Here is a 13,154-nt window from a genome sequence, read left to right as displayed (position 1 = left end):
TCTACCCAGGATGCCAGGCGTAAGCTCACTCGCATTTATCCTCGCGTTTCAACATGACTGACTACTAGGCTGAGCGTGACCGCACAGGTGCCAAGCTTCGATGCGCCAGTCACCTTCACCAGCGTGCACCTCTACGGACGGCGCGTTGGAGGTGCTCGCGCTCTGGTGCTGACGCTCGAGCAGACCCTGACACGGGGCTGTCCGCGATACTGGCCGTCAGCTCGGCGCGACGGGCGCACGGTCAGGTATTCCTGCACCGCGTGATGGTTCGGAGGCCTGATTCTCCGAGGATCTGCTCGGCATGTTCATGAACCTGGGCCTACTGCCTGCGCGAAACTGAGTTCGTCAAGGGGTACGCGGCAACACGACATCGAACCGCGTCAGCGCATCACCGGACGCAGCACGCACCTCGCCGCCGTGCGCCTCGATGATCGACTTGACGATGGCAAGGCCCAGCCCGGCCCCCTCTCCCTTGCGTTGCCGCGAGGGATCGACACGGTAGAAGCGATCGAACAACCTGGGCAGATCCTCGTCGGGGATCTTCTTGCCCGGATTCTCGACGCTCACCACGGTGCGTTCCTCATCCTGGCTCAGCCTCACGGTCACCGCCGCACCGTGCCGGGTATGGCGGATGGCGTTGGACAGAAGGTTGCTCAGGGCCCGGCGCAGCATCTCCCGGTCGGCCAGTATCGATCCAGCCCGGCCTTGCAGATGCAAGCTCACGTTGCGGTCCTCCGCCAAGGCCTCGAAGTAGTCGAAGAGCCCCTTGACCGTTTCCCCCAGCTCCACCTCCACCCGATGGAGGTTGTGCGGATCGTTCTCGGTCTGCGCGAGAAACAGCATGTCGCCGATCATGCGGCCCATGCGCTCGAACTCCTCCAGATTCGAATAGAGGATTTCGCGATATTCGTCGGCGGACCGGGACTGGCCCAGCGCCACCTGCGTCTGCGTAGTCAGGTTGGTGACCGGGGTGCGCAATTCGTGCGCGATGTCGGCCGAGAAGTTGGACAGCTGCGCGAATCCGTCCTCGATGCGCCCGAGCATGTCGTTGAACGAGGCAACCAGTTCGGCCAGCTCGATCGGCACTTCCCGCGGGTTCAAGCGCACGTGCAGTTGCGATGAACGGATCGCACGGATCCTTGCATTGACCTTGCGAATGGGCCGGTGCCCCCATTGAACGGCCAGCCAGGCGACCAGCAGCGCAATGCACAGCACGATGCAGGTAGCCCACCACAGCATGCGCTTGAATTCTTCGAGAAACGAAAGATGGAGGTCGATGTCCATCGCCACGGCGACGATGTAGGGATCACCCGTCAGGCCGGCACGAAGTACCGCGCCACGATAGGACTTCCCGCCTTCCTGCCAGGTCGCCAGTTCCCGGGCATCGATGCGTGCAGTGGGCTGACCGCCTGCGGCGATGGGCGACAGGTTGGGGCCTTGGCCCGCATAGACCGTGTTTCCGGCGGTATCGGCGACGTAATAGAACACCCCATGATGTCCGGTCACCGCGCCGGCGAGCTGGCGGCGCAGCAGTGCGCCGTCAACGCCTCTGCTCGCTTCGCGCAATGGCTTGATGACGGCATCGGCCACGGCCCTGAGTTCCCCGGCATCCTGCTCGGCGAAGTGATGCTCCAGCGAGCGCACGATGATCCAGCTGAAAGCCAGGAATACCAGCGTGGTGGCCATGCCGACCAGGGCCGTAACCCGCAGCGCGAGCGATGCCGGGCGACGGGTCCCTGTGAACCTATTCGGCATCCGGGGCATCCAGCGTGTAGCCCATGCCCCGCACGGTGTGGATGAGCCTGGGTTCGAAAGCATCGTCGATCTTCGCGCGCAGCCGGCGAATGGCGACATCGATCACGTTGCTGTCGCTGTCGAAGTTCATGTCCCATACCTGCGAGGCGATCAATGAACGGGGCAGCACCTCGCCCTGGCGCCGCGCGAGCAGTTCGAGCAGCGCGAACTCCTTGCTGGTCAGGTTGATGCGCTGCCCCGCCCGCGTTGCCCGACGGCGTGGGAGGTCGAGCACCAGATCGGCGATCCGGATGCGATCCGGGTGGTTGGGCGCACTACCCCTGCGCAGCAGGGTGCGTACGCGCGCGAGCAGTTCGGAAAACGCGAAGGGCTTGACCAGGTAGTCGTCGGCACCGAGTTCCAGGCCCTTGACGCGGTCGTCCACGCTGCCGCGCGCGGTCAAAAACAGCACCGGGACCTGCTTGCCTGCATCGCGCAGCGACTGCACGATGCGCCAACCGTCCACGTCGGGCAGCATGACGTCGAGGATGACCAGATCGTAGGCTTCGCCCATGGCCAGGTGGTGGCCATCGAGCCCGTTGCGGGCCAGATCCACCATGAACCCCGCTTCCATGAGGCCCTGGCGAACGTAGTCCGCCGTCTTGTTCTCGTCTTCGACCACCAGCAATTTCATCGCATTCCCTAAGGGTAACGCTGTACGCGCTCACGTATCCGCTCTCCCCTGCACATCTGAACTCGTGCGCAATTTACTTGGCGGAAGCTTCCGCGAAGATGACTCAAGCATTACATGAATGTAATGAATGGGTCATCTGATCGAAAGTCACGACTCCATAGGATGGTTCTCAACGGTGTCAAGGCGAGTCCTCCAAGGTTTCACGGGGGCTCGCAGGCGCCTTTTGATATCGGTTCCTGGAGAGTTTTTCCGTCATGACGCGCTATCCACCCTTGGTCTCCCATGTCTGCGACTTGCCGCGTCGACGATTCGTACAGGGATTGGCGGCAGGCGGCGTCCTGTTCGGCCTATCGATGCAGGCATCGGGCGTTCGGGCCCAGGAAGCCCGGGCCGCCAGCGGCACTGCCGTCGTGCTGCAAGGCACGGCGTTCGATCTGGTAATCGCCGAGTCGCCGGTGAACTTCACCGGCAAGCCGGGCATGGCCACCACGATCAACGGCTCGCTGCCTGCGCCGACCCTGCGCTGGCGCGAAGGCGACACCGTCACCATCCGCGTCACCAACCGGCTGCGCGAGTCCACCTCCATCCATTGGCACGGCATCATTCTTCCGTACCAGATGGACGGTGTGCCGGGCATCAGCTTCGCCGGCATCGCGCCTGGAGAAACCTTCACCTACCGCTTCAAGGTGGAGCAAAGCGGCACCTACTGGTACCACTCGCATTCCGGCTTCCAGGAGTTCACCGGCATGTACGGGGCGATCATCATCGACCCGGCGCAGGGCACCGGCATCCGGGCCGAGCGTGACCACGTGGTGTTGCTGTCGGACTGGATCGATCAAGACCCGATGCAGGTCTTCATGAAGCTCAAGACCCAGAGCAATTACTACAACTACCACCAGCCCACGGCCGTGGACTTCTTTCGCGACGCTTCGCGCGACGGTCTCTCGGCCGCGCTGGACAAGCGCAAGATGTGGAACCAGATGCGCATGAGCCCGACCGACCTGGCGGACCTCTCGGCGCAGACCCTGACCTATCTGGCCAACGGCACCACGCCCGCGGGCAACTGGACCGGCCTGTTTGATCCCGGCGAGCGCGTGCGGCTGCGCTTCATCAACGGCGCGGGCAGCACCTTCTACGACGTGCGCATCCCCGGGTTGAAGCTGAAGGTCGTGCATGTCGACGGCGTGGACGTGGAGCCAGTCACGGTGGACGAGTTCCGTTTCGGCCCTGGCGAAACCTGCGACGTGCTGGTCGAACCGCGCGATGACGCGTATACGGTCTTCGCCCAATCCATGGACCGCACAGGCTATGCGCGCGGCACGCTGGCGGTACGCGCAGGGCTTGCCGCGCCGGCACCGTCGCTGGACAAGGTCGAATGGCTGTCGATGGCCGACATGATGGGGTCGATGAGCCATGGCGCGGCAGGCCAAGGTGGCATGGCGGGCATGGACCACAGCGGCATGCAGGGCATGAACCATGGCGCCATGCCTGGCATGGCGATGGGCCATGGCCAGCATGCGATGCACGACGCGGCAGCCGCCAACCCGCTGGCGGTGCCCAGCACCACGGCGCGGCACGCCCGCAGCGAATACGGTCCGGGCACGGACATGCGCGTGGACATGGCGCGCACCCGCCTCGACGATCCGGGCATCGGGCTGCGCGACAACGGCCGGCGCGTGCTGACCCTGGCCGACCTGCACACGCCCGGCGGGCCGCTCGATCCGCGCGGCGCCGAGCGCGAGGTCGAACTGCACCTCACCGGCAACATGGAGCGCTACACCTGGTCGATCGACGGGCTCGACTTCGGCCAGTCCACGCCGGTGCACTTTCGCTATGGCGAGCGGCTGCGCGTGATCCTGCACAACGACACGATGATGACGCACCCGATGCATCTGCACGGGATGTGGAGCGAACTGGAGAGCCCGGACGGGCGCTTCCTGGCGCGCCGCCACACGCTGCCCGTGCAGCCGGCGCAGCGCATCAGCTTCCTGGTGACCGCCGACGCGCTCGGGCGTTGGGCCTGGCACTGCCATCTGCTGCTGCACATGGACGCGGGCATGTTCCGTGAGGTCGTGGTGTCTTGAGCGCCATGAAGACGAATGCACAGATGATGAAAACGACATACATCCACGCACTGGCCTTGGCACTGGGGGCCTTGACGGCCTTTTCTGCACAGGCCCAATCACAGGCCGGCCCGGAAGAAGACCATTCGGCACATCACGGCGCCGCGGCCTCTCGGATGCCTGCACCCGCAACCACGCCGCCTGCCGCAGCGGCAGATCCACACGCGGGCCATGGCGCGGCCCCGGTGGCGCCGGCCTCCGCGCCGACGATGGACCACGGCGACATGAAGATGCAGGGCGGCGCGGCCCCGGCCGATGCGCGAGATCCTCATGCCTATGCCGATGGACTGGTCCGCGGCGCTGGCGCCTATGCCGTTCCAGGCGTCCCTGCACTGAGCCTGGCCGACGAGCATCGCTTCGGCACGCTGCTGGTCGAACGCCTGGAGCGCACCTACACCCGCGGCGGCGACAACGCCACCGCCTATGACCTCCAGGCCTGGTTCGGGCGCGACTTCGACAAAGTGGTCGTCAAGGCCGAGGGCAATGTGGCCAGCAGCAAGCTGCAGGACGCGCGCACGGAACTGCTGTGGGGCCATGCCATCGCCGCGTATTGGGACACCCAATTGGGCGTTCGCTACGACACGGGTACCGGCCCCGATCACGGCTGGCTGGCCTTCGGGATCCAAGGACTGGCGCCGTACTGGTTCGACGTCGAAGCGACGGCCTACGTCGGCAGCGGCGGCAGGACTGCCCTGCGCCTGGCGGCGAGCTATGACCTCCTGCTGACGCAGAAGCTCATCCTGCAGCCGCGCGGCGAGATGCAGTTCTACGGCAAGGACGACCCGGCGCGCGAGATCGGCAGCGGCCTCTCGAACGCGACGCTGGGGCTGCGCCTGCGCTACGAGTTCAGCCGTCAGTTCGCGCCCTATGTCGGCGTGGAGCGCAGCGGTAGTTTCGGCAAGACCGCCGACCTGTTGCGGGTTGCGGGCGAACGCACGCAGCAGACCCGCTGGATCGTCGGGGTGCGCTTCTGGTTCTGATCCGGGCCGTTTTTTGGTTTGGGACGGCGATATTCATCCACTCACGCTTTATGGAAAGACATCCGATGAACAAGACATTGACTGCTTTGTTGTTGAGCGCCTTGCCCGCACTGGCTCTTGCTGCCGGGGAACATTCAGGCGGTCACGGCCACGACATGGCGGGTATGCAGCAGGGAGCGCGCGCATCGGCCGTGGGCAAGCCGGGCGATCCAGCCAGGGTCAATCGCACCGTGGAGGTGTCGACGGACGACAGCATGCGATTCACGCCCAGCCAGATTGCCGTCAAGACGGGAGAGACAGTCCGACTGTTCGTCAAGAACACCGGCAAGCTGCCTCATGAAATGGTGATCGGGACCTTGAGCGAACTCAAGGAACATGCCGAGATGATGCGCAAGATGCCGGACATGAAGCACGCCGAACCCAACATGGTCACGCTCGCGGCGGGTCAGCGCGGCGGCATCGTCTGGCAGTTCGACAAGGCCGGCCTCGTGGATTTCGCCTGCCTGATCCCCGGCCACATGGAAGCCGGCATGGTGGGACAAATCAAGGTCGAGTAGTGCAGATCCCAAGCGCAAACCACGATCCGGAATCGGCCATCCAGCCAGTCTCAGTCATCCGCGGAAGTCCATCATGAAATTCACTCGCCCTGTCATCGTCGCTTCAGCCTGTGCCCTCCTCGGTGTCACGGCGTGGGCAGCCGATCCTGTGGACCACACGGCCCATCACCCCGAGGGGGCCGCGCTAACCAGTCCGGCCCAGAATCCCACGCCTGGCACCGCGATGGGCAACGAAGCCGCCAGGATGGACACGCAGATGAAGGCGATGCGCGAGATGCACGAAAAGATGATGAACGCCAAGACGCCTGAAGCTCGCCAGGCACTCATGGCGGAACACATGAAAGCCATGCAGGGTGGCATGTCGATGATGGGCGGCATGGCCGGAGCCGCCAAGGACGGCGTGAAAGGCAACACGCCCTCCGACCTGCCGGCACGCCACCAGATGATGGAGAAGCGCATGGAGATGATGGAAACCATGATGCTCATGATGATGGATCGCATGCCGTCTTCGCCACCCAAGTGAAGGAATCCACATGAACCATGACCACGGCCGCAACGAGTCTCCCCCACGCTTCTGGCGTTCGCGCTACGGAGTCGGCCTGCTCGTCATCGGCGCGATCACAGGCTACTTCCTGTTCAAGGAGCACACCGCCCATGTGGTCGGCTATCTGCCCTTTCTGCTGCTGGCGGCCTGCCCGCTGATGCACATCTTCATGCACGGCGGGCACGGCCACGGCGGGCATGACCATTCCGCCCATACGCCGCCCAACACGCCGAATCAAGACACTGGTGGCGACGCCAAAACACGCAATCAACGCGGGGACCAGCCATGAGCCACGATCAACCCGCCTACGGCCTGTGGCTGCTGGTGTTCTTCAACTCGGCCATCTTCATCCTGTTCGCCTTCAGCTTCTTCAAGCCGGCGACGGCCCGCGACTGGCGGACCTTCAGTGCGTTTGCCGCTTTCATCGTGGCCCTGTTCGTCGAGATGTACGGCTTTCCGCTGACCATCTACCTGCTCTCGGGCTGGCTGCAGACCCGCTATCCCGGCCTCGACATTCTTTCCCACGACACCGGCCATCTGTGGTCGACTCTGCTGGGCGAGAAAAGCGATCCGCACTTCGGGGTGCTGCACATCGCCAGCTACGTGTTGCTCGGCTATGGCTTCTACCTGCTGTCCACGGCCTGGCACGTGCTCTACCACGCGCAGCGCCAGGGCACCCTGGCCACGACCGGCCCCTATGCCCGCATCCGCCATCCCCAGTACGTGGCCTTTGTGATGATCCTGCTGGGGTTCCTGCTGCAGTGGCCAACCCTGCTCACTCTGCTCATGTTCCCGATCCTGCTGATCATGTACGGCCGTCTGGCTGTGACGGAAGAAGCCGAGATGCGGACCCGCTTCGGCACGGACTTCGAGCGCTATGCGCAAGCCACGCCGCGGTTCTTTCCCCGCTGGCGCCAACCCAGCACAACCTGATGCACCCCACCCATCGCAACACCATCTCTTCCACGGAGAACATGACCATGAATACCATCGATCTCGAAGTCCAGGACATGAGCTGCGGCTCTTGCGTCAAACACGTCACGCAAGCCCTCAAGCCCCTGCCGGGTGTCAGCGGTGTAGACGTCGATCTGCACGCGGGGCGCGTGCGCGTCCATGGCGATCTCGCTCAAGGCAGCGATGCCCTGGTGTCTGCGCTGGAAGCGGCCGGCTATCCCGCGCAGGTGGCGGCTGCTTCCACTCCAGGCCAGCCGGACGCCCGACAGCGACAACGGCCCTCGGCGCTGCTGCTGCGGATGAAGCAGCCCGACACGCCCTGACGGGGCCGCAAGCCACCCATTACCGGCCTTCAAAACCAAGAGCAACCATCATGAGCCAGACCCCGAAGACACCGCACGAACAGGATCGCCCGCAGCACAGAACCCCGCTGTCGAGCGACCCAGTGCCGCATTCCCATGGTCATCACGTGCACGCCAGTGGACACGATGGTCATGGACAAGGCCAGGCGTCGCCGGCTGGCGCAACCTTGACAGATCCCGTCTGCGGTATGCGCGTCAACGCGGACTCCGAGCATCGGGCGTCCTACCAAGGACAGACCCACTACTTCTGCAGCGCACGTTGCAAGGCCAAGTTCGAGGCCACCCCGGCTCAGTACGCCGTGAATGCCACCGGCGCGGGGTTGCCCGGGGTTTCTCCGCCCCCTGTCTACACCTGCCCGATGCATCCGGAAGTGCGCCAGGATCACCCTGGCGCCTGCCCCAAGTGCGGCATGACCCTGGAACTCGCGCCTTCAGGGCAAGTTCCTCGTGGCAAAGCCGCGGGCGCCGGGGCTGAGGAGGTCAGCCATCCGCATCACGGCCATCACCATGAACCGGGTGTGTCCGCATCGACAGCGGCATCCGCGCCAACGCCCAAGCCCACGCCCCCTGGCACGGTCTATACCTGCCCGATGCACCCGGAGATTCGTCAGGATCATTCAGGCGCCTGCCCCAAGTGCGGCATGACTCTGGAGCCGCTGCTGCCGGACCTGGACGACGACAACCCCGAACTGCGCGACTTCTCCCGGCGCTTCTGGTGGACGCTGCCGCTGACCCTGGTGGTGTTGGCGCTGGCGATGTTCGGCGAACGCCTGCACCTGATGGACATGGCCACGCAGAGCTGGGTGGAGCTGGTGCTGTCGCTGCCGATCGTGCTGTGGGCCGGCTGGCCGTTCTTCTCGCGCGGATGGCAGTCCGTGGTCGACCGCCGCCCCAACATGTGGACGCTGATCGGCCTGGGCACGGGCGCAGCCTTCGTCTACAGCGTCGTTGCCACCGTCGCGCCGGAAATCTTTCCGGCGTCGTTCATCTCGATGGGCCGGGTCGGCGTGTACTTCGAGGCCGCGGGGGTCATCATCTCGCTGACCCTGCTCGGGCAGGTTCTCGAACTCAAGGCGCGCTCGCAGACCTCGGCGGCGATCAAGTCGCTGCTGGGACTGGCCCCCAAGACCGCACGGCGCATCGGCGCCGATGGCAGCGAGGAAGACGTGCCGCTGACCCACGTGCACGTCGGCGACCTCCTGCGCGTGCGACCCGGCGAGAAAGTGCCCGTCGATGGTGTGGTGGTCGAGGGCGCCAGCTCGGTGGACGAGTCCATGCTGACCGGCGAGCCGCTGCCCGTGAGCAAGCGCGAGGGCGACAAGCTCATTGGCGCCACGCTCAACACCAACGGCGCGCTCGTCATTCGTTCCGAGCGCATCGGCTCGGAGACCGTGCTCTCGCAGATCGTGCAGATGGTGGCCCAGGCCCAGCGCTCCAAGGCGCCCATGCAGCGCATGGCCGACGTGGTCGCCGGCTACTTCGTGATGGTCGTCGTCGCCATCGCCATCGCGACCTTCTTCATCTGGGGCTTCTTCGGCCCGCAGCCGTCCTGGGTGTTCGGCCTGATCAACGCCGTGTCGGTGCTGATCATCGCCTGCCCCTGCGCGCTGGGGCTGGCCACGCCGATGTCGATCATGGTTGCCACCGGGCGCGGTGCGACCCTGGGCGTGCTGTTCCGCGATGCGGCGGCGATCGAGAACCTGCGCAAGGTCGACACGCTGGTCATCGACAAAACCGGCACGCTGACCGAAGGCCATCCCGCCTTCGACCGCGCCGTACCAGCCGAGGGCTTCACCGCCGAGGAGGTGCTGCGTCTGGCGGCCAGCCTCGACCAGGGCAGCGAGCATCCGCTGGCCGAGGCCATCGTGCAGGCCGCGCGCACCCGGGGCCTGGTGCTCGACAAGCCCGAGAACTTCGAGTCCGGCTCCGGCATCGGCGTGCGCGGCCAAGTGGCCGGGGGGCAGCTCGCACTGGGCAACACGGTGCTGATGGAGCAGGCAGGCGTTGCCGTCGAGCAGTTGGTGACGCAAGCCGAAGCGCTGCGTGGTGAAGGCGCGAGCGTGATGTACCTGGCCGTGGAAGGACGGCTGGCCGGCCTGCTGGCGGTATCCGACCCGGTGAAGGCCAGCACGCCCGAAGCGCTGGCCGGGCTCAAGGCGGCGGGCCTGCGCGTCATCATGGCCACCGGCGACGGCCTGACCACCGCGAAGGCGGTGGGTGCGCGGCTCGGCATCGACGAGGTTCATGGCGAGGTCAAGCCGGCCGACAAGCTCACGCTGATCGAGCGGCTGCAGAAGGAGGGCCGCGTGGTCGCGATGGCCGGCGACGGCATCAACGACGCCCCGGCGCTCGCCAAGGCCGACGTGGGCATTGCGATGGGCACCGGCACCGACGTGGCGATGAACAGCGCCCAGATCACCCTGGTCAAGGGCGACCTGCGCGGCATCGCGACGGCACGCGGGCTGTCGGTCGGGACGGTTCGCAACATGAAGCAGAACCTGGTGTTCGCCTTCCTCTACAACGGCCTGGGCATCCCGATCGCCGCCGGGGTGCTGTACCCGTTCACCGGCTGGCTGCTTTCGCCGTTGATCGCTGCTCTGGCCATGAGCCTGAGTTCGGCCTCGGTGGTCGGCAACGCACTGCGTTTGCGGCGCACTCAGGTCTGAATGCGGCCTGCCGACATGCCCATCGATCCCTACCGGGATCATGTTGGCAAAGGTCTGATCGATGGGGCGAGGCGCCGCTATCGGCCACCGCCGTAACACAGGCCCCCGCAGCGCTTGCGCAAACCATCAACCAAATAACTTGATGCCTAGGAAAAGAAAAAGAGGTTTGTTTTCGATTTCAAAAAGACTATGGCTTCAGATGCTTGAAATAGGCCTCTCGCACGACCACGGCACCTTCCTCCACATCGAACTTCGGCAGTCCCGGCCGCAGCAGCGTGTCCATGTCCCGGCGGAAGGACGCCTTGCGCAGACGCACATCGAGCAGCGCATTCGCTTCGCCGGCGCCCAGGTGCGTGCCTTCCTTTTCAAGATACCAGGCGAAGGCTTCCATGACCTTGGCGCCATCCACGGCGTAGGGCGTGGTGCCGGCCTCGCTGAGTTGCCAGGCATGGAAGAGATCGTAGAGATCGCGCCCCTGTTCGCGCTGCATCAGCGCGCGCGTCTTGGTGCCCAGCATCTCGTTGATGTCGTAGGACCGCGCCGACGCGCGGGCGGCATCGCCGTCGTCGTCCAGGGTATCCAGTTCGACGTTCACCAGTGGATAGAGCGACGCGCTCTCGTTGAGATTGACCTCGACCTTGATGGTTTCCTCGCGGCGCAGCTCCAGCGGTACGAACTGGTAGGCCGTGCGCAGGATCTTGGAGGGCTTGAGCACGTTGCGGATCGCCAGCCACGCATGGGCGATCAAGGAGTCGGTCGGCTGACCCAACACCGGCGTCAGCACCCGGCGCAAATGCCGGTCGAGGGTGTCCGTGTCCATCGCCTTCACCAGCACCAGGTCGATGTCTTCCGAATAGCGCGCCGCCGGCGCCAGATGCGCCTTGTGCAACACCGTGCCGCCGCGCATCGCCAGATGCTCGCCCAGCACCCGGTCCGCAAAGATCGCCGCCACGCCGCGCGCAAGCCGCAGGTCCTGCTCGATCTGGCTGCGCTTGGGCCAAGGCGCGTAAGCCTGCCAGGCAGTCAGGTGGGATTGCTGCATCATGCGTTGGCACACTGTGAGTCGGCGGGAAGCCGCACCTTGAAGGCGGCGTCGAAGCCTGTGGATGTACCGAATACCTGCCCACCTTCGAGCGACACGATGCGCAGCGGCTTGTCGCGCAGCCAGTTTGCGACCTGGGCCGAAAGAGTGCCCTGGCCGTCCTGGGCCAGCAAAGCGCCCAGGCGCTGGGCGGTAGGCACTTCCTGCAGCGCGTCGAGCGCCTCCGACAGCCCCGCTGCCGTGCAGGACTCCCAGAGCACCTGCAGCACCGCCCGCACCCGCGTCATGCCGCCGAGCAGCGTTTCGCGCTGCACCAGTTCCAGCGCGGTCAGTTCCGGCGTGCTGACCTTGAAGCGCCCGTCCGGCGTTTCATGCCAGCGGGTCGGCATGCGTTCGATCCGCGCACGGGTGTGGAATACCACTTCATGCCGGCCGACCGTGATCGGCCGGCGACGTTCGGGCACCATCACCTGGGTCACCATCACTGCATAGGGCGAAGCGCCGTAGGTTTCGGCGGCGCTCAACAGCGCGACGTAATACGGCGTGTCCAATGTCTTGGTCAGATAGCGGTCGAGCCAGGTTTCCAACGGAGGCGCACCAGCAGCGGCGTGCTGCAGCGGCACGATCAGCCAATGGCCCGAACCCCGCGAAAGCCGGACCAGCCGCCCGCGCCGTTGCTGCCGATGCAGGGCCTGGCGCAGCGCTTCGGGGCCGACACCCGGCATGGCCGAGATGATTTCCTCGGTGCGCAGGTTCAGCTTGCCAGCGCGCTCGGCCGCGTCGAGAACGGCGGACAGGGGACTGGGAGCGGTCATGGGCTCGACTCATTCATTTCGCGAAATGTATCACTAAACGTCACGTAACGCGAAGTAAATGTTTATTGTGGCGCAGGCGATCCACGCGCCCGATGAGTGTCCGCGACACGATAGCCGCCCCCACGGTCCGCCCGCCAGATAAACCTAGAAACGGCAGTTGACCCAACCAAAAAACTGAAAAAACCCAATATCCATGCGGGTTTCCAAAGACTTCAAGTGACTGCAGAGCAGTTCCAGATGGGTGAGTCTGGAAAGCATGGAAACTCAATGCGTGACAGGCACTTGCTCGAATTTTGGGGATTCAACTGCGGGAAATAGGTTCAAAATTCATGGGGCCGGAGCAATAACCCTGGAAACAGCAGTTGACCGCTTTGCATCCCTTGCCAGGCCGCATGCAATCGAGCGTTGCCGGCTTCGATGGGGTTCGCCTCGTGGGTGAGAGCGCCATGCACCTGCCAGCACCGCGCTCGGCGCGCCATGCGGCGTTGCTCCTCCTTGCGGGCAAGTAGCCCGCCGCGTCGTCGCGTCTTGCCTGGCACGCCGATCACGGCACCGGCAGGCGCATCCAACTGCCGTTTCCAGGATAACTTAAAAATCAACAACTTATGTAACTAGGACTTACGCAAAAGCCATGGAGAGCGATGGACTTCTGAGTTCCTGACGCAAGTAGTCTGAGAGCAACG

12 protein-coding genes are annotated in these 13,154 nt (G+C 64.8%); 8 read left to right on the top strand and 4 right to left on the bottom strand.

Annotated features, from left to right (window positions below):
* Nucleotides 1–345: 345 nt before the first annotated feature.
* Nucleotides 346–1,755 (bottom strand): Cu(+)/Ag(+) sensor histidine kinase, encoded by a 1,410-nt coding sequence (locus tag PY257_RS06910; RefSeq protein ID WP_275740281.1) that lies wholly within the window; start codon nucleotides 1,753–1,755, stop codon nucleotides 346–348.
* Nucleotides 1,745–2,428: a heavy metal response regulator transcription factor gene (locus PY257_RS06905; protein WP_275740279.1), complete on the bottom strand. Its 684-nt coding sequence runs from the start codon at nucleotides 2,426–2,428 to the stop codon at nucleotides 1,745–1,747. Before PY257_RS06905 ends, PY257_RS06910 begins: the two co-directional genes overlap by 11 nt.
* A 254-nt stretch (nucleotides 2,429–2,682) precedes the next feature.
* Between PY257_RS06905 and PY257_RS06900 the strand changes: the two genes are divergently transcribed.
* From PY257_RS06900 to PY257_RS06865, 8 genes are all read left to right on the top strand, one after another.
* Complete coding sequence (locus PY257_RS06900) at nucleotides 2,683–4,512, top strand: copper resistance system multicopper oxidase (protein WP_275740277.1); 1,830 nt, start codon at nucleotides 2,683–2,685, stop codon at nucleotides 4,510–4,512.
* A gap of 23 nt (nucleotides 4,513–4,535) precedes the next feature.
* Nucleotides 4,536–5,531 (top strand): copper resistance protein B, encoded by a 996-nt coding sequence (locus PY257_RS06895; RefSeq protein WP_419095667.1) that lies wholly within the window; start codon nucleotides 4,536–4,538, stop codon nucleotides 5,529–5,531.
* A gap of 65 nt (nucleotides 5,532–5,596) precedes the next feature.
* Nucleotides 5,597–6,088: a cupredoxin domain-containing protein gene (locus PY257_RS06890; RefSeq protein WP_275740275.1), complete on the top strand. Its 492-nt coding sequence runs from the start codon at nucleotides 5,597–5,599 to the stop codon at nucleotides 6,086–6,088.
* Between the two features lie 73 nt (nucleotides 6,089–6,161).
* Nucleotides 6,162–6,611: a hypothetical protein gene (locus PY257_RS06885; protein WP_275740273.1), complete on the top strand. Its 450-nt coding sequence runs from the start codon at nucleotides 6,162–6,164 to the stop codon at nucleotides 6,609–6,611.
* A 10-nt stretch (nucleotides 6,612–6,621) separates the two neighbouring features.
* Nucleotides 6,622–6,921: a DUF2933 domain-containing protein gene (locus PY257_RS06880; protein WP_275740271.1), complete on the top strand. Its 300-nt coding sequence runs from the start codon at nucleotides 6,622–6,624 to the stop codon at nucleotides 6,919–6,921.
* Complete coding sequence (locus PY257_RS06875) at nucleotides 6,918–7,565, top strand: methyltransferase family protein (protein WP_275740268.1); 648 nt, start codon at nucleotides 6,918–6,920, stop codon at nucleotides 7,563–7,565. Before PY257_RS06880 ends, PY257_RS06875 begins: the two co-directional genes overlap by 4 nt.
* A 47-nt stretch (nucleotides 7,566–7,612) precedes the next feature.
* Entirely contained in the window at nucleotides 7,613–7,909 is a 297-nt protein-coding gene (locus tag PY257_RS06870) for a heavy-metal-associated domain-containing protein (protein WP_275740266.1), read from the top strand.
* Between the two features lie 146 nt (nucleotides 7,910–8,055).
* Nucleotides 8,056–10,614: a heavy metal translocating P-type ATPase gene (locus PY257_RS06865; RefSeq protein WP_419095668.1), complete on the top strand. Its 2,559-nt coding sequence runs from the start codon at nucleotides 8,056–8,058 to the stop codon at nucleotides 10,612–10,614.
* Nucleotides 10,615–10,801: 187 nt separating this feature from the next.
* Here PY257_RS06865 and PY257_RS06860 read toward each other — a convergent pair whose 3' ends face one another.
* Together PY257_RS06860 and PY257_RS06855 are read right to left on the bottom strand one after the other, a co-directional pair.
* Nucleotides 10,802–11,659 carry a nucleotidyl transferase AbiEii/AbiGii toxin family protein gene (locus PY257_RS06860; RefSeq protein ID WP_275740263.1) on the bottom strand — a complete coding sequence of 286 codons (858 nt, stop codon included), beginning with the start codon at nucleotides 11,657–11,659 and terminating at the stop codon, nucleotides 10,802–10,804.
* Complete coding sequence (locus tag PY257_RS06855) at nucleotides 11,656–12,471, bottom strand: type IV toxin-antitoxin system AbiEi family antitoxin domain-containing protein (RefSeq protein ID WP_275740261.1); 816 nt, start codon at nucleotides 12,469–12,471, stop codon at nucleotides 11,656–11,658. Before PY257_RS06855 ends, PY257_RS06860 begins: the two co-directional genes overlap by 4 nt.
* Nucleotides 12,472–13,154: the final 683 nt, after the last annotated feature.

This window comes from Curvibacter soli (genome assembly GCF_029211125.1).
Classification (GTDB): Bacteria; Pseudomonadota; Gammaproteobacteria; order Burkholderiales; family Burkholderiaceae_C; genus Curvibacter_A; species Curvibacter_A soli.
This window is presented reverse-complemented; position numbering and strand designations above follow the sequence as displayed.